Genomic DNA, 24,151 nt, shown 5'->3' on the forward strand with positions numbered 1-24,151 from the left:
AGCGAAGGGCGGGACGGGAAGCGAGCGGCTGGTCAGAGCAGGGGCTTCAGCACCGCGTACAGGTCGTTCTTGCGCTCGAACCCGATGCCGGGGGCATCCGGCATGCGGATGCGGCTGTCGGTCACGGGCGTCTCGTCCGCGAAGCCGCCGAAGGGCGCGAACACTTCCGGATAGCTCTCATTGCCGCCGAGCCCGAGGCCCACCGCGATGTTCAGCGCGAACTGGTGCCCGCCATGCGGCACGCAGCGGCGCGGGGACCATCCGTGCAGGCGCAGCATGTCCAGCGTGCGCAGGTATTCCACCAGCCCGTAGGACAGGGCGGGGTCGAATTGCAGGATGTCCCGGTCGGCGCGCAGCCCGCCGTGGCGGATCAGGTTGCGGGCATCGATCATGCTGAACAGGTTCTCGCCGGTGGCCAGCGGGCCGCGGTAATGTTCCGCCAGCGCCGCGTGGTTGCTGTAGTCCAGCGGGTCCATCGGTTCCTCGTACCAGCGCAGGCCGTAGGGTTCGATCGCCTCGCCGTACAGGATGGCGGCCTTCAGGTCGAAGCGGCCGTTCACATCGACGCACAGGCGGGAGCCGTCGCCGCCCAGCAGCTTCAGCACCGCCTCGATGCGGCCCAGATCCTCCTTCAGCGCGGCCTCGATGCTCGTGCCGGGCGCGCCGCCGATCTTCATCTTCACCACGGAATAGCCGAGGCCCAGGTAGCGCTTCATCTCCTCGACCAGCGCGGCCTCGTCCTTGCCGGGGTAGTAGTAGCCGCCGGCGGCATAGATCCAGGCGGTGTCGTCGGCGGCACCGCCGTTGAAGCGGTCCGCCAGCAGGCGCCACAGGGGCTTGCCCGCCAGCTTCGCCGTCGCGTCCCACAGGGCCATGTCCAGCACGCCCACCGCCACGCTGCGCTCGCCATGGCCGCCGGGCTTCTCGTTCTTCATCATGGCGGCCCAGGCGGGGGCGGGGTCGAAGCCGCCATCGGGCAGGGCGGGCAGCTCACCCACCTCCTGCAGGCGCGGCACGAAGCGTTCGGCCAGCAGGCCGGGCTGGGCATAGCGGCCGTTGCTGTTGAAGCCGAAGCCGGTGGCGCGGCGGCCGCCCTCGGCCTCCACCGTGATGGCCACCACGCTGGCCGTCATCTTGGAGAAGTCGATATAGGCGTTGGCGATCGCGCTGCTGATCGGCACCACGCCCTGCTTCACGCTGACGATGCGCATGTGACGGCCTCCCTCATCTTTGCCCCTGCATCTTTCCATGCGGGGCGCGGGCTGGAAACCCGGCCCTTTCCAGGGCGTTGCCCCGGGCATGCCACATGCCGCCAGCCAGAGGCGGGACCTGCGAGAAGGCAGGCCCGTTTGGAATCCCAGCCCGAAGCTGCCGCCGCCCGACATGCTGGCCGAAAGCGAGAGCGCCCACATCGTGGTGATCGGCGGCGGCATCAGCGGCGCGTTGATGACCGACGCGCTGCTGGCCGCGGGGCATGGCGTGCTGGCGCTGGACCGGCAGCGCTTCGTCGCGGGCTCCACCATGGCCAGCACCGCCATGCTGCAGTTCGAGATGGACGAGCCCCTTTCGGCACTGACCCGCAAGATCGGGCGCGAGGCCGCCATCCGCGCCTATTGGCGCAGCACCCAGGCCATGGACCGGCTGCGCGCCCGCATCGAGGACCTGGACATCCGCTGCGGCTTCCAGCCGCGCCACAGCGCGTATCTGCCCGGCCGCGCCATGAACATGACCGCCCTGCAGAAGGAGGCCGCGCGGCGCCGCGCCGCCGGCCTGCGCTCCCGCTTCGTGGGCCGGGAGGAACTGCGCGAACTGACCGGGCTGGAGGAGGCGGGCGCGATCTGGTCCACCGGCTCCGCCGAGGTGGACCCGGTGCGGCTGACCGCCGGGCTGTGGCGCAGCGCGGCCGCGCGCGGCGCCCGCCTGGCCTGGCCGGTGGAGGTGGAGGAGGTGCGGCCGCGGATGCGCGGCGTGACCCTGCACTGCACCGGGGGCCGGGTGATCCGCGCGAAGCATGTGGTGTTCTGCTGCGGCTATGCCGCGCCCGATTTCCTGAAGCTGGAGCGCAACAGCGTCATCTCCACCTGGGCCATGGCCACCCGCCCGCAGCCCGAGGCGCTGTGGCCCGACCGCTGCCTGATCTGGCGCGCGGAGGACCCCTACCTGTATGTCCGCGCCGATGCCGATGGCCGGGTGATCGCGGGCGGCGAGGACGAGCCCTTCGTGGACGACGACCGCCGCGAGGCCGCGACCGAGGCCAAGATCGCGCGGCTGGTGGAGAAGCTGCGGCGCCTGCTGCCGGGCATCGACCCCGAACCCAGCCATGTCTGGAGCGGCTGCTTCGGCGTCAGCACCACCGGCCTGCCCGCGATCGGCGCGGTGCCGGGCCTGCCGCGTTGCTATGCGCTGCTGGGCTTCGGCGGCAACGGCATCACCTTCAGCACGCTGGGGGCCGAGATCATCCAGCGCCTGATCGACGGCATGCCCGAACCCGATGCCGGGCTGTACGCTTTACGGGAGTGAGGCTTCGGGCGAGGCTGCGGCCAAATCCGGAGACGCCGCATGACCGAGGAACTGCTGCAGGAACGCCGCGACGGCATCCTGTTCCTGACCTTCAACCGCCCCCAGGCGCGCAACGCCATGACCTTCGCGATGTATGAGGGCCTGGCCAACGCCTGCACCGCCGCCAACACCGACGACAGCGTGCGCGCCATCGTGCTGACCGGCGCGGGCGAGAAAGCCTTCGCGGCCGGCACTGACATCGGCCAGTTCACCAACTTCCGCACCGCCGAGGACGCGCTGGCCTATGAGGCCAAGATCGACCGCATCCTGACCGCCATCGAGGATTGCCGGAAGCCGATGATCGCGGCCATCGCCGGCGCCTGCACGGGTGGCGGGGCCGCCATCGCCGGCGTCTGCGACATCCGCATCGGCCAGGCCAACGCCCGCTTCGGCTTCCCCATCGCCAAGACGCTGGGCAACACGCTGTCGATGGTGAACCACGCCCGCATGGCGGCCCTGGTGGGCCCGGCCCGCGTGACGGACCTGATTTTCACGGCGCGCCTGATGGAAGCCGAGGAAATGCGCTCGGCCGGCCTGCTGAGCGAGATCCTGCCCGACAACGCGGCCCTGCTGGCGCGCGCGGAGGAACTGGCGAAAACCATCGCCGGCCACGCGCCCCTGACCCTGCAGGCCACCAAGCAGGCTCTGCGCCGCCTCTCCGCCGCGGCCCGCGCCGTGAACGGGGACGACCTGGTGGAAATGTGCTTCACCAGCGAGGACTTCGCCGAGGGCGTGCAAAGCTTCCTGGCGCGCCGGCCGGCGCAGTGGAAGGGCAGGTAGCACTGCGGGGCTTCGCCCCGGACCCCGGCCAGGGGCTTTGCCCCCGGCACCCCCACCAAAGGCCGAAAGGCCTTTGGAAACCGGGAGCTGGAAGTTGGGATAGGGGGCGGAGAGCACGCGTCGGGCCAGGAAGGCGCGTCGTGCCCCCTCTCCCAACTGCCAGTAACTGATGGGTTCAAAGGGTCGTTACGACCCTTTGCGGGTTCCAAGGGCGGCGCCCTTGGTCGGGGCTCGGGGGTGAAACCCCCGCCGCGCAACCTACCCCACCGGCTGCGCCAGCGGCTTCAGCCGGGCCAGCCACAGGGCACCGACCAGGGCCACGGCCATGCAGCCGCCGACCAGGCCGACCACGCCTTCCCAGCCCCAATGTTCCAGCATCATGCCGCCGATCCAGCCCATCAGGCTGGCGCCGCCATAGGTACAGAAGACATAGAGCGAGGAGGCCTGGCTCTTGGCCTTCAGCGCGCGGCGGCCGACCCAGGCGCTGGCCATGGAGTGCGCGCCGAAGAAGCCGAGCGTGATGACGGCCAGCCCCAGCACCGCGCCCAGCAGCGAGTGATGCAGGGAGATGATGAGGCCCAGGATGATGACGCCGATGGTCATCCAGAACAGCCGGGCGCGGCCCAGCTTGTCGCCGAGCGAGCCGATCAGCGTGCTGGCGGCGATACCCACGATGTAGGTGGTGTAGACGAGGCCGATCATCACCGGGCTGGCTTCCAGCGAGATCAGCCGGTAGCCGATGTAGTTGTAGATGGTGACGAAGCTGCCCATCAGCAGCAGGCCCTGCAGGAACAGCACGCGCAGCCCGGGTTCACGCAGGTGCTGCTCGAAGCCCTGGGCCAGGGCGCGCAGGTTCAGCGGGCGGGGGCGGAAGTGGCGGCTGGGGCGCAGCGCGCGCCAGAACACCACGGCAGAGACCAGGCCCAGCACGCCCATGGCACCCATCGAGACATGCCAGGAGACCACGTCGCCCAGCATGCCGCTGCCCACGCGGCCGGCCATGCCGCCCAGCGCGTTGCCGCTGATGTACATGCCCATGGCCAGGCCGATGGAGCGCGGGTGCACTTCCTCGGCCAGATAGGCCATGGCGGCGGCCGGCAGGCCGGACAGCGCCAGCCCCTGCAAGGTGCGCAGCACCAGGAAGCTCTCCCAGTTCGGCGCGAAGGCGGAGGCGAGGGTGAGGCCGGCGGAGATGAACACCGCGCCCAGCATCAGCGGCTTGCGGCCCAGCGCCTCGGAGAGGGAGGAGGCGATGAGCGTGCCGATCGCCAGCGCGATGGAGGGCAGGGAGATGGCCAGCGAGGCGTAGGAGGCGCTGATGCCGAACTCGCGGGAGAACACCGGCAGGATGGGCTGCGCGGCGTAGAGCAGGGTGAATGTCGCCAGGCCCGCGCAGAACAGGGCAATGGCCGTCAGCCGGAATTCGGTGCTGCCTTGCTCGATATAGGGCGTCTCCACGGCGCGGCTGGCCGGGATGGCGGTGTCGAGGGCGGTAACGGCTGGCGGGCTCATGCGCGCAAGGGTCCTTACTGGTGGCGGACACCACCCCCGAATACCGTGTCCCCGATTGCCGCTTTTGCGGGCTATCGGGTCCGGCTTGGCACGCAGCAACGACGTGCTGGCGTTAAAATGGGCAACGTCAGTGCTTCTGTCATTCCTGTTGCAGCGCAAAAATATTAGGCTGGACCGAATTATTCAGGAGCCTGTCATGGAAACCCGCCTGCTCCGCGCCTTCACGGCGGTGGCCGAGACGCTGCACTTCGCCCGCGCGGCCGAGGCGCTCGGCATCTCCCCGCCCTCATTGACCGAGCAGATCCGGGAGCTGGAACGCCGGCTGGACGCCCGGCTGTTCGCCCGCACCAAGCGCAGTGTGGCGCTGACCGATGCCGGGCGGCTGTATCTGGAGGAGGTGCGGCCCGCCCTGGCCCAGCTGGATCGCGCCGCCCTGCTGGCCCGCCAGGCTGGGCGAGGGGAACGCGGCATCGTGGAGATCGGCTTCACCGCCTCGGCCGCCTATTCCGGCGTGCTGGCCAAGAACGTCGCCGTCTGGCGGCATGACCACCCGGAGCTGGAGCTGCATTTCCACGAGATGGAGAGCATCCCGCAGATCGAGGCCCTGGCGGAGGGGCGGCTCGACATCGGCTTCCTGCGCCTGCCGGTGATGGAACCCCCCGGCATCGTCACCGCCCGCCTGCTGCGGGAGGCCCTGCTGATCGCCCTGCCCGCCGCCCACCCGCTGGCCGCCGAGGAGAGCGTCGCGCCGGCCGCCCTGGCGCCGGAAGGCTTCATCGTGACCGACCAGGACACCTCGACCAGCTTCCATCACCTGACGCTGGCGGTCGGCAGCCAGGGGGGCTTCAAGCCGCGCGTGACGCATCGCGGGCGCGACCTGATCGCGGTGACGGCGCTGGTGGGCCTGGGCCTGGGCATCGCCGTGGTGCCGGACAGCCTGTGCCGCAGCCTGAACCTGCCGGGGGTGGTGTATCGCCCGCTGAAGGGGGCCGCGGTGATGGCCGAGATCGCGGCCGCCTTCCGCCGCAGCGAGCCCGCACCGGCCACCCGCGCGCTGATCCATCAGATCAGGAAGGCCGCGGAGGGGTGACGGGCGCCCCGCGCGGGTAGACACTGCGCGCCGGAGGAACGCCCATGCCCAGCTTCGGTCCCTTTGACGTGACGGTCCTGCTCGACGGCATCTTCGAGGCGCCGGCCGAACGCCTGCTGCACCAGGCCGGCGAGGCCGCGCGCAAGGCCGCCATCGCCGCGCTGCCGCAGATCCGCATTCCCGTCCATTGCTTCCTGCTGCGCGGCCCGGCGGGGACGGTGCTGGTGGATGCCGGCACCGGGCCCAGCTGGGGCGCGCATCTGGGCCATGCCTGGGCGGCGCTGGAAGGGCTCGGCGTGGCCCCGGCGGATGTCACCCATGTGGTGCTGACGCATATCCACGGCGACCACGCGCTGGGCGCGCTGGACGGCGAGGCCGCCTATTTCCCCAAGGCCCAGGTCATCGCCCCCCAGGCGGACCTGGATTTCTTCTCCGATGAGCAGGCGAAGCTGGCCCTGCCGGAGCCCCGGCGCGGCGGCTTCACCATCACCGCGTCCCTGCGGCGCGCCTATGGCGACCGGTTCCGCGGGGCGCCGCCGGGCGAGGTCCTGCCGGGGCTGGAATACATCCCGCTGCCTGGCCACACGCCGGGGCATAGCGGCGTGCTGGTGGGGGGCGCGCTGCTGCTGTGGGGGGATCTGGCGCATCTGCCCGCATTGCAGGTGCCGGACCCCGATCTGGGCGTGCAGTTCGACCTGGACCCGGCCATGGCCGCCCGCACCCGCCACGCCCTGCTGCCCCGCGCGGCGGCCGCCGGCTGGACCATCCATGGCGGCCACACCGCCGATTTCTGCCGGGTGGAGAAGGCCGGCGAGGGCTACCGCCTCAGCGCCTGATCACCAGACGGGCACGCCGATCAGCCGCCCGTGCAGATGCGCCATGGCGGCCCAGGCCAGCACCCCGATCGCGGGGCGCAGCCAGCCGATCTCGGCCCAGCTGACACGGTTGCGGCCGGCCAGCACGGCGCCGAAGGGCAGGATGGAGGTCTCGGCCGACAGCCGTGCCCAGACGGCGGGGTCGCGCTTGGCCAGCTTCGCGTCGATGCTGGGCATGCCCGCCAGCGCCGTGACCAGGAAGGTGCCGAAGAACACCAGCGCCGCCGTATCCCCATTGGCCAGCAGATGCGCCCCCGCCCAGATCGCGAAGGACCACAGCATGGGGTGGCGCGTGACGCGGGTGATGCCCCGCGCGCCCTCGGCCCCCAGGCTCTGTCCCACGGAGGTCGGGTTATTCCCCGCCACCGACAGCGCGAACAGCACGAAGGCCAGCAGCATCAGCGCCGCCACCAGCCCGCGCAGGGCGCCAGGCGCGTACCACAGCGGCGTGGTCGGCGCGGCGCGCCAGGCCATGACCAGCCAGATGATGACGACGGTGGAAGCAGCCGAGAACACCCCCCGGAACGGCCATTCTCCGCCCAGGGCAGCCACCACCCGCCCCCGCAGCGCGGTGCCGGAGACGCCGATATGCAGCGCGAGCCAGGCGGCCGCGGCGAGGATCAGAGGGAGCATGCGCGGCAGCGTGCCAGAGGCCCCGCCCGCCGCGCCAGTGAAAAGTGAAAGACTTACACTTCCTTGTAGCGATACCCGATGCCGTACAGGGTCTCGATCTGCTGGAAGTCGTCGTCCACCTCGCGGAACTTCTTGCGCACGCGCTTCACGTGGCTGTCGATGGTGCGGTCATCGACGTAGATGTTCTCGCCATAGGCCGCGTCGATCAGCTGGTCGCGGTTCTTCACGATGCCGGGGCGCAGCGCCAGCGCCTTCACCAGCAGGAACTCCGTGACCGTCAGCTGCACCTGTTTGCCCTTCCACAGGCAGGTGTGCTTCGTCTCGTCGAGTGTGAGGTCCCCGCGCACCAGCAGCCCGCCGGGCACGGCGCCGGATGCCTCGGCGCGCAGGTTCTCGTTCCGGCGCAGCAGGGCGCGGATGCGCTCCAGCACCAGGCGCTGGCTGAAGGGCTTGCGGATATAGTCGTCAGCACCCAGCCGCAGGCCCATCAGCTCGTCCACTTCCTCATCCTTGCTGGTGAGGAAGATGACGGGCATGGCGCTGCGGGCGCGCAGGCGCTGCAGCAGCTCCATGCCGTCCATCCGGGGCATCTTGATGTCCAGCACCGCCAGGTCCGCGGGCTTGCCCATCAGGCCCTGAAGGGCGCTTTCGCCATCCGTGTAGGTGCGCACGGTGAACCCTTCCTGCTCCAGCGTCATGGAGAGGCTGGTCAGGATGTTCCGGTCGTCGTCCACCAGGGCGATGGTATGCGGCATATGGGCTCCCCTTTACGCGCCATGCATAGACGGGCTGGGCGCAAGCGCAAGGTCAATCGCCGTGGTGGCACCTGGCGAGCACAGCGGAACGTGAAGTCGCATCATTCATCGAAGCCATGCATCCTGCCTGGAACGCCGATAGCCTTCCCTGGTCTGGAAATGATCGTGCCGGGTGCCCTGCATCCGCTCGATGTCAGGAGGCATAGGGCATGGTGTCGATCAACTGGGCCCATGTGGGCCGCGTCGATCCCGAGATGTGGGTCGCCGATACCGACAAGTTCTTCTCCTTTCCCAACTCGAATTCGGATGACGCCGCAGTGGCCAATCTCGGTGCCTTCATTGCCCGGGGATTGAACGAGGCCGTCGCCTTCATCGACAGCAAGGTAAAGATCTGGAAGCCCTGCAACGAATGCTTCAAGCGGCTGCCCAAGAAGCGCAGCTTCGCCGAGATCTGGGACGATCCCGACACCTGGATCCACTATAACGGCAAGACGATGTCCCTGGGCTTCGCACGGCCCGGCACGAAGGAGATCGCGCTGGGCTTCTCCTCGTTTCGCGGAACCCCCGCCAAGCCGATGGAGCCCAATTCCATGCAGGTAGCCGCGACCATCGTGCATGAGCTGGCACATGTGAACGGTGCGGAGGGCAACCCGGCCAAGCGCGACAACTCGGCCGAAGCCTCGCTGAAGTCCTGCCTGCTGACGCAGATGTTCAAGCCGGAAGTCTTCGGCGCCATCGACCGGCAGAGCGAGGAAAACTGGAACGACACGCGCTATATCGCGTGAAGCCGCCTGCCGGATGAGGAATCCGCGCGCCAGCCTTGCCGCGCGCCCGGTTGACGCCCCGGCGGGGGCGGGTTTGTTGGCTGGACCATGCGCCACCCCGCCATCCCGGCCTTTCTGGCCTTTGCCGTCCGCCAGCGCCTGCGGCTGCGCGAAAGCGAGCTGGCCTTCATCCTGCTGGCGGCGGGCGCGGGGGTGGCGGCGGGGCTGCTGACCACCGTGCAGCAGTTCCTGGCCCATGGCCTGCAGCGCGTCTTCTACGGCATTTCCTCCGAACGGCTCAGCGCGCTGGGCGCCATCGAGCAGCCCTGGCGGCTGCTGGCGCTGCCCTTCGGCGGGCTGCTGCTGGTGGGGCTGGCCCGGCTGCTGCGCCGGCGCACCCGCGCGCCGGTCGACGTGGTGGAGGCCAACGCCCTGCATGGCGGCCGCATCGCGCCCGGCGACAGCCTGGTCATCTCCGCCCAGACCATCATTTCCAACGGGGCCGGCGCCTCGGTGGGGCTGGAGGCCGCCTATGCCCAGATGGGCGGCGGTGCCGCCTCCGTGCTCGGGCATTGGCTGAAGCTGCGGCGCAACGACCTGCGCACGCTGGTCGGCGCCGGGGCAGGGGCGGCGGTGGGGGCGGCCTTCGGCGCGCCGCTGGCCGGTGCCTTCTATGCGTTCGAGATCGTGATCGGCACCTACACCCCCTCGGCCATCGCGCCGGTGCTGGGCGCCTGCCTGGTGGCGGCCTGGGTCACGGGCACGATCGGTGATGCGCCCTATCTGATCGCGACCACGGCCGACCGCGTGTTCCATGGCGCGGACTACTTCGCCTATGCGCTGCTGGGCCTGCTCTGCGCCGGGGTGGGCATCGCGCTGATGCGGCTGGTCACGGCGGCGGAGATGCGCGTGCAGGGCTGGAAGCGCCTGGGCCGCTGGCGGCCGGTGCTGGGCGGGGCGCTGCTGATGCCCATCGCCTGGCTGTCGCCGCAGTCGCTTTCGGCGGGGCACGGCGCGCTGCACCTGAACCTGGTGCTGCACCCGGTGCTGTCCTTCCTGCTGATGGTGCTGCTGCTGAAGATCGCGGCCTCCGTCATCTCGCTGGCCTTCGGGTTTCGCGGCGGGCTGTTCTTCGCCTCGCTGTTCCTGGGCTCGCTGGTGGGGCAGATCTTCGCGGTGCTGGCCGGGCAGGCGGGGTTCGAGGTGAACCCGAACGACGCGGCGCTGGTCGGCATGGCGGCCCTCAGCGTCGCGGTCGTCGGCGGGCCGATGACGCTCGCGGTGCTGATGCTGGAGACCACGCACGACTTCGCGCTGATGAGCGTGGTGCTGACGGCCTCTCTCGTCTCCGGCGCCTTCACGCGGGAGATGTTCGGCTATTCCTTCTCCACCTGGCGGCTGCATCTGCGCGGGTCCATGATCCGCAGCCCGCGCGACATCGGCTGGATGCTGAACCTGAGCGCCGCGCGCATCATGCGGCGGGACTGGGTTTCCGTGCGCGAGGACCTGAGCATCGGCGCCTTCCGCACCCGTGTGCCGCTGGGTTCCGCCAGCAAGGCGGTGGTGGTGGATGCCGAGGGCCGCTATCGCGGCATCCTGGCCACGGCGGCGGCTTACGCGCCGGAACTGGACGCGGACGCCCCCATCGGCAGCATCGCGGCCCTGGAGCGGGACATGCTGAGCCCCGGCGCCGACATCCAGGCCATGCTGAAGGCCTTCGACAGCCTGGGCGCGGATGAGATGGCGGTGGTGGACGCGCAGGGCCAGGTGCTGGGGGTGGTGACGGAACGCCACGCCCGGCGGCGGTATTTCGAGGAAGTCGAGGCATCCCAGCGGGAGCTGTTCGGGGAAAGCTGATCCCTCATCCCCGCGGCGGCAGCTCCCTCGGAACGCGGGTCGGGCCGCCCGCATGACCGGCCGAACCAGCGGCCGCCGATGCCGGCGGCCCGGACTTGGCAATGGTGGCCGCGTTCAGGGGCTCAGACGCCCTCGGCCGCCATCACCTTCCGCACCGCCGGCCGCGCCAGCATGCGGTCGTGATGCGCGGTCAGCTTCGGATAGGTCGCGGCATCCAGCCCCAGCCGGTCGCGGAAGCGCCAGAACAGGCGGAACAGATGGATGTCGGCGATGGAGAAGGCCCCGCCCACCAGCCATTCCTTGCCGCCCAGCCGCTGCTCCGCGATCGCCCAGATGGCGCGGGCGTGTTCCTCGCTGACCTTCCAGGCGGGATGCACGCTGGAAGCGAGGAACGACATCCAGGACACGACCTGGCCCTGCTCCAGCGCGCCTTCCGGCAGCAGCCCGGCGGCGGGAAAGCGGCGCGCGATATAGAACATGGTGCCCGCGACCTCGGTCAGCACGGTGCCGTCCACCTCCAGCGCCGGCACCTTGCCCTCGGCGTTGACGGCCAGAAACGGCGCTTCCTTGGTTTCCTTGCCCAGCGACATGGCATGGGTGGTGAAGTCCGCCCCTGCCTCGACCAGGGCGATATGGGTGGCCATCGAGCTGGAACCGGGGGTGAGATAGAGCTTCATCGTCGGCGTTTCCTTCTGGTGCGGCGCATGCTGCGCTGCCATTCTGCCGCCATGCAACTGACCCCCCGTGAAAAGGACAAGCTGCTGATCGCCCTGGCGGCGGAAGTGGCCCGCAAGCGCCTGGCGCGCGGCGTGAAGCTGAACTACCCCGAGGCCGTGGCCCTGATCACGGACCATGTGGTGGAGGGCGCGCGCGACGGCCGCACCGTGGCCGAGCTGATGCGCAGCGGCGCCACCGTGCTGACCACCGCCCAGGTGATGGAGGGCATCGCCCCCATGATCCATGACATCCAGGTGGAGGCGACCTTCCCGGACGGCACCAAGCTGGTCACGGTGCACCACCCGATCCGTGAGCCGGAGGACGCGGCATGATCCCCGGTGAAGTGATCACCCTGCCCGGCGACATCGAGCTGAACGCGGGCCGTGAGGCGGTGGAACTGCCGGTGGCGAACACCGGCGACCGCCCGATCCAGGTCGGCAGCCACTACCACTTCGCCGAGACCAACCCGGCCCTGCAATTCGACCGCGCGGCGGCACGCGGCCGGCGCCTGGACATCGCGGCCGGCACCGCCGTGCGCTTCGAGCCCGGCCAGACCCGCACCGTGCGGCTGATCGAGTATTCCGGCCTGCGCGTCGTGCACGGCTTCCGGGGCGAGACGGAGGGGAAACTCTGATGCGCGGCCTGCTTATCGCCTTCGGGCTTCGCCCTCAGACGGCGGGACGCGGCTGATGGCGACCCGCATTTCCCGTACCGCCTATGCCTCCATGTTCGGCCCCACCACGGGCGACAAGATCCGCCTGGCCGACACCGAGCTGTTCATCGAGATCGAGCGCGACCTCACCACCTATGGCGAGGAAGTGAAGTTCGGCGGCGGCAAGGTGATCCGCGACGGCATGGGCCAGTCCCAGGTCACGCGTGAGGGCGGGGCGCTGGACACGGTCATCACCAACGCCGTCATCCTGGACCACACCGGCATCTACAAGGCCGATGTGGGGCTGCGGGACGGGCGCATCGCCGCCATCGGCAAGGCCGGCAACCCGGACACCCAGCCGGGCGTGGACATCATCATCGGCCCCACCACCGAGATCATCGCGGGTGAGGGACGCATCCTCACCTCCGGCGGGATCGACGTGCATTGCCACTTCATCTGCCCGCAGCAGGTCGAGGAAGCGCTGGCATCGGGCGTGACCACCATGTTCGGCGGCGGCACCGGCCCGGCGCACGGCACGCTGGCCACCACCTCCACCCCCGGCGCCTATCACCTGCGGCGCATGATGCAGGCGGCCGAATCCTTTCCGATGAACCTGGGTTTCCTGGGCAAGGGCAACGCGGCGCTGCCCGGCGGCCTCATCGAGCAGATCCGCGCCGGCGCCGCCGGCCTGAAGCTGCATGAGGATTGGGGCACCACCCCCAAGGCCATCGACACCTGCCTGCGCGTGGCCGATGAGATGGACATCCAGGTGGCCATCCACACCGACACGCTGAACGAGAGCGGCTTCGTCGAGGACACGATCCGCGCCATGGCCGGGCGCACCATCCAGGCCTTCCACACCGAAGGCGCGGGCGGCGGCCACGCGCCGGACATCCTGCGCGTCATCGGCCTGGACAATGTGCTGCCGAGTTCCACCAACCCCACCATGCCCTACACGGTGAACACGGTGGACGAGCATCTCGACATGCTCATGGTGTGCCATCACCTGGACCCGCGCATCGCGGAGGATGTGGCCTTCGCCGAAAGCCGCATCCGCAAGGAAACGATCGCGGCCGAGGACATCCTGCATGACCTCGGCGCCATCAGCATGATGAGCAGCGACAGCCAGGCGATGGGCCGGGTGGGCGAGGTGATCATCCGCACCTGGCAGACCGCCCATAAGATGAAGGTGCAGCGCGGCCGCCTGGCCGGAGAGACCGGCGACAACGACAACCTGCGCGCCCGCCGCTACATCGCGAAATACACCATCAACCCGGCGCTGTCGCAGGGCATCGCGGCCCATGTCGGCAGTGTCGAGGTCGGCAAGCTGGCCGACCTGGTGCTGTGGTCGCCGGCCTTTTTCGGGGTGAAGCCCGATTTCATCCTGAAATGCGGCACCATCGCCATGGCGCCGATGGGCGATCCCAACGCCTCCATCCCCACGCCGCAGCCGGTGCATTACCGGCCGATGTGGGGTGCCTATGGCCGCGCCATGATGGAAACCGCCGTGATCTTCACCAGCCAGGCCGCGATGGATGACGGGCTGGCCGCGCGCATCGGCGTGACCCGCCCGATGCTGCCGGTGAAGAACACCCGCGGCGGCCTGCGCAAGACCGACATGATCCTGAACGGGGCGATGCCGAAGATCGAGGTGAACCCCGAGACCTATGAAGTGCGCGCGGATGGCGAATTGCTGGTCTGCGAACCCGCGAATGTGCTGCCCATGGCGCAGCGCTACTTCCTGTTCTGATGGACCTCGGGCGCGGCTTCTTCCGGGTCTGGGTGGTGTTCGCCCTGCTGTGGTGGGTGGGGCTGGCCATCGGCTGGTATGCGGATGGGCATGACGCGCCGGGCACCACGGCCCTGCTGTGGTGGCTGCTGCCGCCGCTCGGGGTCTACGCGCTGGTCTGGGGCATCTGGTGGATGCTCTCGGGGTTTCGCGCGCGGGACTGAGCAAGCCTTCTTCTTTTTCTGAAGAAAAAGAACATGAAAAAAGGGCGCCCACCCGCGAAGGTGAGGCGCCCCTTTTTATTGGCAGATCCGCTCAGTAGTGAACGGAAGCGCCCAGCCCCTTGGAGGGCGCAAACTTCGTCAGTTCGATGCCTTCCACGGCGGTCTTGTATTCCTCGGCGCTGGGCGTGCGGCCCAGGATCGCGGAGAGCACCACCACGGGGGTGGAGGCCAGCAGCGACTCGCCCTTCTTCTCGGCCGAGTCTTCCACCACGCGGCCCTGGAACAGGCGGGTGGAGGTGGCGAGCACGGTGTCGCCCTTCTCGGCCTTTTCCTGGTTGCCCATGCACAGGTTGCAGCCCGGGCGCTCCAGATACAGGATGTTCTCGTAATCCGTGCGGGCCTGGGTCTTGGGCGCCAGGTCGTCGAACACGAAGCCCGAGTAGCGCTGCAGGATGTCCCAGTCGCCCTCGGCCTTCAGCTCATCGATGATGTTGTAGGTGGGGGCGGCGACGACCAGCGGCGCCTTGAACTCCACCTTGCCCGACGTCTTCTCGATGTTCTTCAGCATCTGGGCGACGATCTTCATGTCGCCCTTGTGCACCATGCAGGAACCCACGAAGCCCAGATCCACCTTCTTGGCCGCGCCGTAGTAGGAAACGGGGCGGATGGTGTCGTGGGTATAGCGCTTGGACACGTCCATGTTGTTCACGTCCGGGTCGGCGATCATCGGCTCGTCGATCAGGTCCAGGTCGACCACCACCTCGGCGAAGTACTTCGCGTTGGCGTCCGGGGCCAGCGCCGGCTTCTCGCCGGAACGGATCTCGGCGATGCGGGCGTCGGCCTTGTCGATCAGCCCCTTCAGGGTGCCGGCCGCGTTCTCCATGCCCTTGTCGATCATGATCTGGATGCGCGCCTTCGCGATCTCCAGCGACTCGATCAGCGTCGCGTCCTCGGAGATGCAGATGGAGGCCTTGGCCTTCATCTCCGCGGTCCAGTCGGTGAAGGTGAAGGCCTGGTCGGCCAGCAGCGTGCCGATATGGACCTCGATGATGCGGCCCTGGAACACGTTGTCGCCGCACTGCTGCAGCATCTGCGCCTGGGTGGCATGGACCACGTCGCGGAAGTCCATGTGGGGCTGCATCTTGCCCTTGAAGGTGACCTTCACGGACTGCGGGATCGGCATGGTCGCCTCACCGGTGGCCAGGGCCAGCGCCACGGTGCCCGAGTCGGCGCCGAAGGCGACGCCCTTGGACATGCGGGTGTGGCTGTCGCCGCCGATGATGATCGCCCAGTCGTCCACGGTGATGTCGTTCAGCACCTTGTGGATGACGTCCGTCATCGCGGGGTACACGCCCTTGGGGTCGCGCGCCGTGATCAGCCCGAAGGTGTTCATGAAGGACATGAGCTTCGGGATGTTGGCCTGGGCCTTCTTGTCCCAGACGGAGGCGGTGTGGCAGCCGGACTGATAGGCGCCGTCCACCAGGGGCGAGATGACGGAGGCGGCCATCGCCTCCAGCTCCTGCGCGGTCATCGGGCCCGTGGTGTCCTGGGAGCCCACGATGTTGACCTTCACGCGCACGTCGGAACCGGCGTGCAGGGTCTTGCCCGGGGTCACGCCCACCGCGTTGCGGTTGAAGATCTTCTCGACCGCCGTCAGGCCCTGGCCCTCGACCGAGATTTCCTTGTTCGGCGCGAAGACCTGCGGCGGGGTCACGCCCAGCGTCTGGGCGGCGAAGGTCTGCAGCTTCTTGCCGAACACGATGGCGTAGGAGGAGCCGGCCTTCATGAACTCGGTCTTCTGGGGCGTGAAGGCGGCGCCGATGTCCACCAGCTCCTGGCCGTCCTCGGCGCGCAGCTTCTTGCCCTTGGCGTCGATCTTCAGGACCGTGCCGGTCTCGACCGAGTACTTCTGCTCAAGGATGGGGTTGCCGTCGTTGTTCAGGATGGCCTTGCCGTCCTCGCCGGTCTTCTTCACCCAGTTCTTCAGGTTGATGCCGATACCGCCCGTGACGTCCACGGTGGTGGCGAAGATGGGCGAGATGCCGTTGGTGCCGGCCACGATGGGGGCCACGTTCACGAAGGGCACATAGGGGCTGGCCTGCTTGCCGGTCCAGAGCGCCACGTTGTTCACGCCCGACATGCGCGAGGAGCCGACGCCCATCGTGCCCTTCTCGGCGATCATCATCACGCGCTTGTCGGGGTGCTGCTGCTGCAGCGCCACGATTTCCTTCTGCGCTTCCGGAGAGATCATGCACTTGCCGTGCAGCTCGCGGTCGGCGCGGGAATGGGCCTGGTTGCCGGGGGAGAGCAGGTCGGTCGAGATATCGCCTTCGGCGGCGATGAAGGTGACGACCTTGATCTCGTCCTCGACCTCGGGAAGCTTGGTGAAGAACTCGGCGTTGGAGTAGCTCTGCAGCACGTCCTTGGCGACGGCGTTGCCGGCCTTGTAGGCATCGCGCAGGCGGAACATGTCCGCGTCATACAGGAAGACCTGGGTCTTCAGCACCTCACCGGCCTTCACGGCGATGGCGGCGTCGTCGCCCAGCGCCAGGTCCAGCAGCACGCGGATGGAGGGGCCGCCCTTCATGTGGGACAGCAGCTCCAGCGCGAAGTCCGGCGTGATTTCCGGCACCACTTCCTCACCCAGCACGATCTGCTTGAGGAAGGCGGCCTTCACACCCGCGGCGCTCGTGGTGCCGGGCAGGGTGTTGTAGATGAAGAACTTCAGCGCGTCGGGGCGATAGGTGGTGCCGCTGTCGCGGATGATGGCGATGATGTCGCGCACCAGTTCGCCGTCATCGATCGGCTTGGGCGCGAGCCCCTGGTTCTTTCTGCCTTCGATCTCGGTCAGGTAATCCAGGTAGGCTTTCATCGCATTCCCAACGTCATGATGTTTCTGGAGCTGAAACGCCGTGCCTCTCGCCTGTAGGGTCTGATCGGCCTGGGTCTGAGCCTGGGTTTCGACCGGTTCGACTACGCCAACCCAGCCCGACTGGCAAGGTGCCGCAATGCAGCGGAAAGCGGCGGTTTCGCGGGGCTCAGCCCTGGCGCGCCCGGTCGATGGCCGCCACGTCGATCTTGCGCATGGTCATCATGGCCTGGAAGGCTCGTTTCGCTTCCTCGCCGCCGGCCGCCATCGCCTCCGTCAGGGTGCGCGGCGTGATCTGCCAGTTCAGGCCCCATCGGTCCTTGCACCAGCCGCATTCGCTCTCCCGTCCGCCATTTCCGACGATGGCGTCCCAATAGCGGTCGGTCTCCTCCTGGTCCTCGGTCATGACCTGGAAGGAGAAGGCCTCGGAATGCGGGAAGATCGGGCCGCCGTTCAGCCCGATGCAGGGAATGCCCAGCACGGTGAAGTTCACCACCAGCACATCGCCCGCCTTGCCGCCGGGGAAATCGGCGGGTGCGCGGCTGACGGACCGCACGGCGGAGTTCGGAAACAGGCCGGCATAGAAGCGCGCTGCGTCCTCGGCTTCCTTGTCGTACCACAGGCAGATGGTGTTCTTATCCATGGGGCGTCTCCTTCAGGCGCCCATCATACAGCCATCTGCGGGCCTTCCGGGCCTTGATGCCCGTCGCCAGCGCAGGATTGATCAGCACGTTCATCTCCTCCGGCACGATCACGGAGGGCACGACCAGCAGCGCCGCCTTGCCCGCCCGCAGCCAGGCGGTGCCGAGATCGACGCTGGTCATGCTGGCAGGTTGCGCATCCCATCCCACCGGAGGCTTCTCCACCCGCCGCGCGGCCTTCCACAGCGCCTCGGGCACCGAGATCTCGATCAGATAGCGGTTGAGCGGCAGGCCGCCGGCGTTCAGGTGCACCACCGTCTCCAGGCAGGCCAGCGCCCGGCTGGTGGAGGTATAGACCACCGCGTGGCCCTCGGCGTTCCAGCGCCCGCCCGTGGCGCGCGCGCCGTTGCCCGTCATGTCGTCGGCCGGATAGGCGCGGGTGTCGGCCGCGATGCGCCACAGGATCATGCGCTGGGGCTACGCATAGGCGCCGCTGACGGCCTGTTCCAGGGTGCGGGCCACCAGGGCCTGGCCTTCCATCGTGTCCATCAGGTCGATGGGCCGGGCATGGCCCAGCGCGGGCAGGGGCTGCACCAGCCAGCCCGCCAGCCAGGCGCGGGCATCGAAGCCCGGCGCCTCCTCCGTCATCGCCTCCACCTGGCCCACCAGCCGGGCGAAGCCGATCACGCGCTCGCTTTCGGCGGGGGAAAGGCGGCCGTCTTCCTTCACCTTGCGGTTGAAGGTGGCCACCGGCAGGTCCAGCGCCTTCAGGGTGGCGCTGCGGCCCAGGGGTTCGATCTCCAGCCATTGGCGCGCATCGGTGGCGCGCACGCCCTTCTTGATCATGTCGATGCGCACCATCACCGGCGCCTTGTAGAGTTCGCCATAGAAGGCTTCCTCGGTGACCGGGTGGGGCTGGATGGTCTGGGTCTCGCCCATGATCGTGCTCCTTTGGGCAATTCATATGCTCAAATGAGCGATAAACTCCAGACTTTCCGCCATGAAACATTTCGTCACTCGTCTATCGACAGCATTTCGATATATCTAAACACCAACGAAACACTATCGGAGCACGACAGCCATGTTCGGCCATCACCATCATCACCACCACCGCGGCGAACGCCGCTTCGCCCGCGGCTTCTTCGGTCGCGGCGACCATCATGAGCATCGCGGCCATCGCGGCGGCGGCCGCTTCTTCGACCATGGGGAGCTGCGCCTGTTGGTCCTGCACCTGATCTCGGAAAAGCCGCGCCACGGCTATGAGATCATCAAGGCCATCGAGGAACGCCTGGCCGGTGCCTATTCCCCCAGCCCCGGCACCATCTACCCCACGCTGACCCTGCTGGAGGAGCTCGGCCAGGTTTCCGTGACGGAGCAGGGCGGCAAGAAGCTGCACACCATCACCCCCGAGGGCACCCGCGCCCTGGAGGAAGCGGCCCCCCAGGTCGCCTCCATCGAGGCCCGCATCGCGGCCGCCGGCGGCGACCGGCCCCAGGCATCGGCCATGCAGGTCATGCGCGCCATGCACAACCTGAAGACCGCGCTGCGCTTCCGCATGATGCGCGGCGGCATGACCGAGGAGGAGCTGGGCCGCATCGTCGCCGCGATCGACGAGGCCGCACGCCAGGTGGAGCGCGCCTGATGACCAGCGCCGAGGCCACCGTCGCCACCGAAAGCCCGGCCCGCTACCTCGGCCAGCTGGTGAAGCATTTCGCCCACAAGCTGCCGACCACGCTGGCCGAGGACAACACGGCCGGCCACATCGCCTTCCCGATGGGCCCCTGTGACCTTTCGGTGCGGGGCGAGGCGCTGCACATGCGCGTGCAGGCGGAAACGGTCGATGACTGCGCGAAGCTGCAGGATGTCGTGGCGCGGCATCTGCTGCGCTTCGCCTTCCGCTCCCCGCCCGAGATCGCCTGGACCTGAACGGAAGGCGCGTTGATACTGCGGCGGTCCAGCAGAGAGCCGCCGCATGTCACTTCCCCGCGCCACCAGCATCAGCCCCGCCGGCAGCTTCACCCCCGACGCGGCGGTGGACAGCGTGACGCTGGATTTCGACGACCGCTTCCGCCGCCGCAAGCGCCTGGAAACCGAGGCCGGCCGCGAGTTCCTGCTGGACCTGGCCGAGGCCCAGGTGATGCATGACGGGGACGCGCTGGCGCTGGAGGACGGCACGCTGATCCTGGTGAAGGCCGCCCCCGAGGCGCTGCTGGAGGTGCGCGGCCGGGACGCCGGGCACCTGCTGCGCCTGGCCTGGCACCTGGGCAACCGCCATCTGCCGGCCGAGCTGCAGGAATCGCGCATCCTGATCCGCCAGGACCATGTGATCGAGCGCATGCTGGGCGGGCTCGGCGCCGCCACGGCGAAAGTCCAGGCCCCCTTCAACCCGGAGGGCGGCGCCTATGGCGAGCACAACCACGACCCCGGCCATCAGCATGGCGGGCACCATCACGGCCATGGCCATTCCCACGACCATGGGCATGGCCACCACCATCACCACCATCACCACCATGATTGACCTGTACCGGCTGCTGGCCTGGTGCTCGCCCGCCTATCCGGTGGGCGGCTTCAGCTACAGCCACGGGATCGAGACGGCGGTCGAGGAAGAACTGGTCACCAACCGCGCGGGGCTTGAGGCCTATATCCGCACGGCCCTGCTGGCCGGCGCCGGGCGCGTGGACGGCGCCCTGCTGGTCGCGGCCCACCGTGCCGCCACCGCTGAGGACGACGCGGCGCTGGATGAGGCGGCCGAGCTTGCCGCCGCCTGGCGCGGCACGGCCGAAACCGCGCTGGAGGCCACCCAGCAGGGCGGCAGCTTCGCCTCCGTCACCGCCACATGCTGGCCCGATGACCGCTTTGCGGCCTTCGCCGCCCGCCACCCGAAACGCCTGACCCATGCGGTGGCCTTCGGCGCCGCCGCCGGCTTCGGGTCCATCCCGCTGCGCCCGGCACTCACCGCCTGGCTGTCGGGCTTCGCGGCCAATCTCGTCTCGGCCGGCGTGCGGCTAGTGCCGCTGGGCCAGACCGACGGCCAGCGCGTCACCGCCGCCCTCTACCCCGCCATCGAGCAGGCGGCCGATGCCGCCGAGGCCGCGTCGCTCGACCGGCTGGGCACCGCGGCACCCATGCTCGACCTGTTCTCCATCCGCCACGAAACCCAGTACACGAGGCTGTTCCGATCATGAGCGTCACCATCGGCCGCATCCTGGAAAACGGGCCGCGCCCCACGCTGCCCGCCCCCAACGGCCCGCTGCGCGTGGGCATCGGCGGCCCGGTCGGCAGCGGCAAGACCGCGCTGGTCGAGCGCCTGTGCCGCCACCTGCGCGACACCCACGACATCGCGGCCATCACCAACGACATCTACACCAAGGAAGACAGCGAGTTCCTGACCCGCGCCGGCGCGCTGGACCCCGCGCGCATCATGGGGGTGGAGACCGGCGGCTGCCCGCATACCGCCATCCGTGAGGATGCCTCGATCAACCTGGCGGCCGTGGCCGACATGATCGGCCGCTTCCCGGGGCTGGAGGTGCTGTTCATCGAGAGCGGCGGCGACAACCTCGCCGCCACCTTCTCCCCGGAACTCGCGGACCTGACGATCTACGTCATCGACGTCTCGGCCGGCGACAAGATCCCGCGCAAGGGCGGGCCGGGCATCACGAAGTCGGACCTGCTGGTGATCAACAAGATCGACCTGGCGCCGCTGGTCGGCGCCGACCTGTCCGTGATGGACCGCGACGCGCGGCGCATGCGCGGCCGCCGTCCCTTCATCTTCACCAACCTCAAGGCCGAGGAAGGCGTGAAGGAGGTAGCGGACTTCATCTTGCGTGAGGGCGGTGTCCGCGCCTGAGCATTGTCTTACAAAATTGAGTAGGCGTAGCGGGTTACTCGCCCTATCGTCTCCGCGATGAGCCATGACGGCGTTGAGGGGGCGGGACGCCGGTGGCGGCAGCGGGTGCGCGAATGGCGGCCGTCGCGCTATCTCGTCCTCGCGCTGCTGATCTGGTTCGCGGGCGGCATCGGGGCCTTCTTCCTGGGCGAAGCCTATGTGGAGCAGCAGACCCGCCTGCATATGAACCACACGCGCCAGGAACTGCAGGCCGCCGTGGTCAATGCGGAGCAGGTGGCCCTGCGCGCGGTCGAGGAAACCCAGGACCTCTACGCCCTGACCCTGCTGCGGCGGGAACTGGCCGCCCGCGGCAACACCGAGGGCGCGGCCGCGATCGAAAGCCGGCTGGAGGCGCTGATGCGGCTGGGCCGGTTCGGCATCCGCCAGGTGTCGGAGATCGGGGCGGACGGCATCCTCACCTGGAGCACCACGCGCGGCTGGCGTCCCGTCGACCTCAGCGACCGCGAGCATTTCCAGGTCCATCGCGCCGGGCGCCGCGCCCTGTTCGTCAGCCGCCCGGTGCTGGGCCGCGCCTCCGGCATCTCGACCGTGCAGTTCACCCTGCCGATCATCGAGGCGGACCGCTTCGCGGGCGTCGTCGTCGTCTCGCTGGACCCGCGCCTGCTGTCGGTCGCCCTCGAACAGCTGCGCTATGAAAGCGGCATCGCGGTCGGCATCGTGCGCACCGCCGACCGCACACTGATCGCCCGCAGCCATGATGCCAGCCGCTATATCGGGCTGCAGCCGCTGACCCAGGCCTCGCCCGTCGACCGGCAGCGCGGCCGCTTCGGCTTCATGCGCACGCGCAGCAACCTGGACGACATCTCGGCCTATTTCTCCTATCGCATCATGGAACAGGCGCCGCTGGCCATCGGCGCGCGGCTGTCGGTCAGCGAGGCCACCGAACCCTCAGGTACGCTGGCGATGTGGATCCGCATTGCCATCCTGCTGGGCTGGCTGAAGCTGCTGGCCACCATCCTGTGGATCAACCAGCTGGTGCGCACCCGCCGCACCCGGCTGGGCGCCGCCGGTGCCCGCCACATGGCCCAGACCGAGTCCCAGGCGCGGGAGCAATTGCAGCACCTGGTGGCCGACGCGCCCGTGGCGCTCTACGCGGCGCAGCTGGAACAGGGCCGGCGCGTGCTCGCCTACAACTTCCTCACCGGCAACCTGCAACGCCTGACGGGATGGAGCGCGGAGCAGCTGTCCGAGCCCGGCAGCATCGCCGCCCGCTCCGACCCCGTGGGCCAGGAGGCCCGGCGGGAGTTCATGGCACGCCTGGCCGAGCGCGGGCGCGCGATGGTGGAATACCGGCTGCAGCGCCCCGACGACAGCTGGATCTGGCTGCGCGAGGAAGCCCAGGTCACGGAGCGCGACGGCGGCATGCTGCACATCGCGGGCGGCCTGTCCGACATCACCGCCTTCGTCGGCGACGCTACCCCCTGAAGAAGCCGCGCGGGTCGCTGGGCTGGCCGTTGCGCCGCAGCTCCACGTAAAGCTGCGCGTCGGAGGACAGGCTGCCCACCGGCTCGCCGGCCAGCACGCGCTCACCCATCGCGGTGTCCAGCCGTTCCAGCCGCGCCAGCACCACATGCACCCCGCCGCCGCAATCGATGATGATCAGCTGGCCGAAGCTGCGGAACGGCCCGGCGAAGGCCACGCGCCCGCCGCAGGGTGAGACGACGCGCGCGCGCGGGCCGGCCGCGACCGTCATGCCGCGCGCCGTCCCGCCTTCGCCGGAGGAACCGAATTCCCGCGTGATCTGCCCCGGAACCGGCAGCGGATGCCCCCCGCGCGAGGGTGTGACCGGGGCCTCGGCCACCGGGGGCGGGCGGCGGGCACGGCGGGCCGCTTCCTCGGCCGCGCGCTGCCGGGCGGCCTGGCGGGCTTCCTCGGCGGCGCGCTCGCGCTCCAGCCGTTCCAGCGCCTGTTCCAGGTCGCGCGCGCGGCCGATCGCGGCCTGGGCGCGGCGGGCGGCCTGGGTCTGTTGGGCCTCGCGGTTCGCGCGGCGGCCGCGCGCGGCGTCCAGCGCGGCTTCCAGCCGGGCATCGGCGGCGCGGGCCTCGGCGCGCGCCTCGGAAAGCCGGTCGGCCTCACGCGCCGCCAGCCGGGCCGTTTCGGTCGCGCGGGCGGCGGCGAGGCGGAAGGCCTCCGCCTCCTGCCCCGCCTGGCGGATCAGCACCTGCATGGCCAGCAGGCCGCGCAGCGATTCCTCGGGCGCGGCGGGGGTGGCCAGCAGGGATTCGGCCGGCCAGCGTTCCAGCCGGTACAGCAGCGGCAGCAGCGGCGCGATGGCGGCGGCGCGGGCCTGGCGGTCCTGCATGGCGCCGGCGGCATCCTGCGCGGCGCGGCGGGCGGCGCCCTCGGCCTGGTTCAGCCGCGCCTCGGCCGCCTGCACGGCGCGCGCGGCCACCACGCGCTGCTCGGCCAGGCGGGTTTCCTCCGCGCGGGCGGCTTCGGTGGCGCGGGCGGCGGCCTCCGCCGCGGCTTCCTGGCTTTCGGCGCTGCGGCGCGCGTCGCGCAGCTCACGCCGTGTCTGCGCCCCGGCAGGCAGCGCGCACAACGCGGCAAGCAGCACGAGAAGGGCCGGCCGGATCACCATGCCGGG

General features: G+C 69.5%; 26 protein-coding genes. 16 read left to right on the forward strand and 10 right to left on the reverse strand.

Annotated elements, in window-relative coordinates; genetic code table 11:
- Nucleotides 1-32: 32 nt before the first annotated feature.
- A complete protein-coding gene (locus EOD42_RS09370; RefSeq protein WP_127787271.1) occupies nucleotides 33-1,211 on the reverse strand; it encodes an enolase C-terminal domain-like protein in 1,179 nt (392 codons plus the stop codon).
- A gap of 172 nt (nucleotides 1,212-1,383) precedes the next feature.
- Here EOD42_RS09370 and EOD42_RS09375 point away from each other — a divergent pair, with 172 nt between their 5' ends.
- Nucleotides 1,384-2,520, forward strand: coding sequence for an NAD(P)/FAD-dependent oxidoreductase (locus tag EOD42_RS09375; protein ID WP_164867854.1), 1,137 nt, complete (start codon nucleotides 1,384-1,386; stop codon nucleotides 2,518-2,520).
- A gap of 39 nt (nucleotides 2,521-2,559) precedes the next feature.
- Nucleotides 2,560-3,339, forward strand: a complete 780-nt coding sequence (locus tag EOD42_RS09380) for an enoyl-CoA hydratase (protein WP_127787273.1) — start codon at nucleotides 2,560-2,562, stop codon at nucleotides 3,337-3,339.
- A 258-nt stretch (nucleotides 3,340-3,597) separates the two neighbouring features.
- Here the strand turns inward: EOD42_RS09380 and EOD42_RS09385 are convergent, their stop codons facing one another.
- Nucleotides 3,598-4,851 carry an MFS transporter gene (locus EOD42_RS09385; protein ID WP_127787274.1) on the reverse strand — a complete coding sequence of 418 codons (1,254 nt, stop codon included), beginning with the start codon at nucleotides 4,849-4,851 and terminating at the stop codon, nucleotides 3,598-3,600.
- Nucleotides 4,852-5,047: 196 nt separating this feature from the next.
- Here EOD42_RS09385 and EOD42_RS09390 point away from each other — a divergent pair, with 196 nt between their 5' ends.
- Complete coding sequence (locus tag EOD42_RS09390) at nucleotides 5,048-5,941, forward strand: LysR substrate-binding domain-containing protein (protein WP_127787275.1); 894 nt, start codon at nucleotides 5,048-5,050, stop codon at nucleotides 5,939-5,941.
- 44 nt (nucleotides 5,942-5,985) lie between these two features.
- Complete coding sequence (gene aidB, locus EOD42_RS09395; protein WP_127787276.1) at nucleotides 5,986-6,777, forward strand: AidB family quorum-quenching N-acyl homoserine lactonase; 792 nt, start codon at nucleotides 5,986-5,988, stop codon at nucleotides 6,775-6,777.
- Here aidB and EOD42_RS09400 read toward each other — a convergent pair whose 3' ends face one another.
- A complete protein-coding gene (locus EOD42_RS09400) occupies nucleotides 6,778-7,449 on the reverse strand; it encodes an NnrU family protein (RefSeq protein ID WP_127787277.1) in 672 nt (223 codons plus the stop codon). It lies immediately after the preceding gene.
- Nucleotides 7,450-7,502: 53 nt separating this feature from the next.
- Nucleotides 7,503-8,204, reverse strand: a complete 702-nt coding sequence (locus EOD42_RS09405) for a response regulator transcription factor (RefSeq protein WP_127787278.1) — start codon at nucleotides 8,202-8,204, stop codon at nucleotides 7,503-7,505.
- Between the two features lie 209 nt (nucleotides 8,205-8,413).
- Here EOD42_RS09405 and EOD42_RS09410 point away from each other — a divergent pair, with 209 nt between their 5' ends.
- Together EOD42_RS09410 and EOD42_RS09415 are read left to right on the forward strand one after the other, a co-directional pair.
- Entirely contained in the window at nucleotides 8,414-8,989 is a 576-nt protein-coding gene (locus EOD42_RS09410; RefSeq protein WP_127787279.1) for a hypothetical protein, read from the forward strand.
- 87 nt (nucleotides 8,990-9,076) lie between these two features.
- Nucleotides 9,077-10,825: a chloride channel protein gene (locus EOD42_RS09415; protein WP_127787280.1), complete on the forward strand. Its 1,749-nt coding sequence runs from the start codon at nucleotides 9,077-9,079 to the stop codon at nucleotides 10,823-10,825.
- Between the two features lie 122 nt (nucleotides 10,826-10,947).
- Here EOD42_RS09415 and EOD42_RS09420 read toward each other — a convergent pair whose 3' ends face one another.
- A complete protein-coding gene (locus EOD42_RS09420; protein WP_164867855.1) occupies nucleotides 10,948-11,502 on the reverse strand; it encodes a glutathione S-transferase family protein in 555 nt (184 codons plus the stop codon).
- Nucleotides 11,503-11,553: 51 nt separating this feature from the next.
- On the opposite strand from EOD42_RS09420, the gene EOD42_RS09425 reads away from it, so the two are divergent.
- From EOD42_RS09425 to EOD42_RS09440, 4 genes are read left to right on the forward strand one after another with little or no spacing between them, the layout of a single operon-like run.
- The gene (locus EOD42_RS09425; RefSeq protein ID WP_127787282.1) at nucleotides 11,554-11,874 is read left to right on the forward strand and encodes an urease subunit gamma; all 321 of its coding nucleotides are present in this window, start codon (nucleotides 11,554-11,556) and stop codon (nucleotides 11,872-11,874) included.
- Nucleotides 11,871-12,176 (forward strand): urease subunit beta, encoded by a 306-nt coding sequence (locus tag EOD42_RS09430; protein WP_127787283.1) that lies wholly within the window; start codon nucleotides 11,871-11,873, stop codon nucleotides 12,174-12,176. Before EOD42_RS09425 ends, EOD42_RS09430 begins: the two co-directional genes overlap by 4 nt.
- Before the next feature lie 55 nt (nucleotides 12,177-12,231).
- Complete coding sequence (gene ureC / locus EOD42_RS09435; protein ID WP_127787284.1) at nucleotides 12,232-13,944, forward strand: urease subunit alpha; 1,713 nt, start codon at nucleotides 12,232-12,234, stop codon at nucleotides 13,942-13,944.
- Complete coding sequence (locus tag EOD42_RS09440; protein WP_127787285.1) at nucleotides 13,944-14,147, forward strand: hypothetical protein; 204 nt, start codon at nucleotides 13,944-13,946, stop codon at nucleotides 14,145-14,147. Before ureC ends, EOD42_RS09440 begins: the two co-directional genes overlap by 1 nt.
- Nucleotides 14,148-14,238: 91 nt before the next feature.
- Here the strand turns inward: EOD42_RS09440 and EOD42_RS09445 are convergent, their stop codons facing one another.
- From EOD42_RS09445 to EOD42_RS09460, 4 genes are all read right to left on the reverse strand, one after another.
- Entirely contained in the window at nucleotides 14,239-17,019 is a 2,781-nt protein-coding gene (locus tag EOD42_RS09445) for a bifunctional aconitate hydratase 2/2-methylisocitrate dehydratase (protein WP_127787286.1), read from the reverse strand.
- Nucleotides 17,020-17,185: 166 nt separating this feature from the next.
- Entirely contained in the window at nucleotides 17,186-17,659 is a 474-nt protein-coding gene (locus tag EOD42_RS09450; protein WP_127787287.1) for a VOC family protein, read from the reverse strand.
- Nucleotides 17,652-18,125 carry an RES family NAD+ phosphorylase gene (locus tag EOD42_RS09455; protein WP_127787288.1) on the reverse strand — a complete coding sequence of 158 codons (474 nt, stop codon included), beginning with the start codon at nucleotides 18,123-18,125 and terminating at the stop codon, nucleotides 17,652-17,654. The genes EOD42_RS09450 and EOD42_RS09455 overlap by 8 nt, the downstream gene beginning before the upstream one ends.
- 9 nt (nucleotides 18,126-18,134) lie before the next feature.
- Nucleotides 18,135-18,596, reverse strand: coding sequence for an antitoxin Xre/MbcA/ParS toxin-binding domain-containing protein (locus tag EOD42_RS09460; protein ID WP_127787289.1), 462 nt, complete (start codon nucleotides 18,594-18,596; stop codon nucleotides 18,135-18,137).
- A 142-nt stretch (nucleotides 18,597-18,738) separates the two neighbouring features.
- Here EOD42_RS09460 and EOD42_RS09465 point away from each other — a divergent pair, with 142 nt between their 5' ends.
- The 6 genes from EOD42_RS09465 to EOD42_RS09490 are packed head-to-tail and all read left to right on the forward strand — an operon-like array spanning nucleotide 18,739 to nucleotide 22,989.
- Nucleotides 18,739-19,299: a PadR family transcriptional regulator gene (locus EOD42_RS09465; protein WP_127787290.1), complete on the forward strand. Its 561-nt coding sequence runs from the start codon at nucleotides 18,739-18,741 to the stop codon at nucleotides 19,297-19,299.
- The gene (locus tag EOD42_RS09470) at nucleotides 19,299-19,583 is read left to right on the forward strand and encodes a DUF2218 domain-containing protein (protein ID WP_127787291.1); all 285 of its coding nucleotides are present in this window, start codon (nucleotides 19,299-19,301) and stop codon (nucleotides 19,581-19,583) included. Before EOD42_RS09465 ends, EOD42_RS09470 begins: the two co-directional genes overlap by 1 nt.
- A 46-nt stretch (nucleotides 19,584-19,629) precedes the next feature.
- Complete coding sequence (locus EOD42_RS09475; protein WP_127787292.1) at nucleotides 19,630-20,175, forward strand: urease accessory protein UreE; 546 nt, start codon at nucleotides 19,630-19,632, stop codon at nucleotides 20,173-20,175.
- Nucleotides 20,060-20,842, forward strand: a complete 783-nt coding sequence (locus tag EOD42_RS09480; RefSeq protein ID WP_338069634.1) for an urease accessory protein UreF — start codon at nucleotides 20,060-20,062, stop codon at nucleotides 20,840-20,842. The genes EOD42_RS09475 and EOD42_RS09480 overlap by 116 nt, the downstream gene beginning before the upstream one ends.
- Nucleotides 20,839-21,504 (forward strand): urease accessory protein UreG, encoded by a 666-nt coding sequence (gene ureG, locus EOD42_RS09485; protein WP_127787293.1) that lies wholly within the window; start codon nucleotides 20,839-20,841, stop codon nucleotides 21,502-21,504. Before EOD42_RS09480 ends, ureG begins: the two co-directional genes overlap by 4 nt.
- A 57-nt stretch (nucleotides 21,505-21,561) precedes the next feature.
- On the forward strand, nucleotides 21,562-22,989 hold the full coding sequence (locus tag EOD42_RS09490) for a PAS domain-containing protein (protein WP_127787294.1): 1,428 nt from the start codon (nucleotides 21,562-21,564) through the stop codon (nucleotides 22,987-22,989).
- On the opposite strand, the gene EOD42_RS09495 is transcribed toward EOD42_RS09490, so the two are convergent.
- Nucleotides 22,979-24,145 (reverse strand): murein hydrolase activator EnvC family protein, encoded by a 1,167-nt coding sequence (locus tag EOD42_RS09495; RefSeq protein WP_127787295.1) that lies wholly within the window; start codon nucleotides 24,143-24,145, stop codon nucleotides 22,979-22,981. The two genes, EOD42_RS09490 and EOD42_RS09495, sit on opposite strands and share 11 nt — an antisense overlap.
- Nucleotides 24,146-24,151: the final 6 nt, after the last annotated feature.

The sequence above is a fragment of the Rhodovarius crocodyli genome, from assembly GCF_004005855.1.
Classification (GTDB): Bacteria; Pseudomonadota; Alphaproteobacteria; order Acetobacterales; family Acetobacteraceae; genus Rhodovarius; species Rhodovarius crocodyli.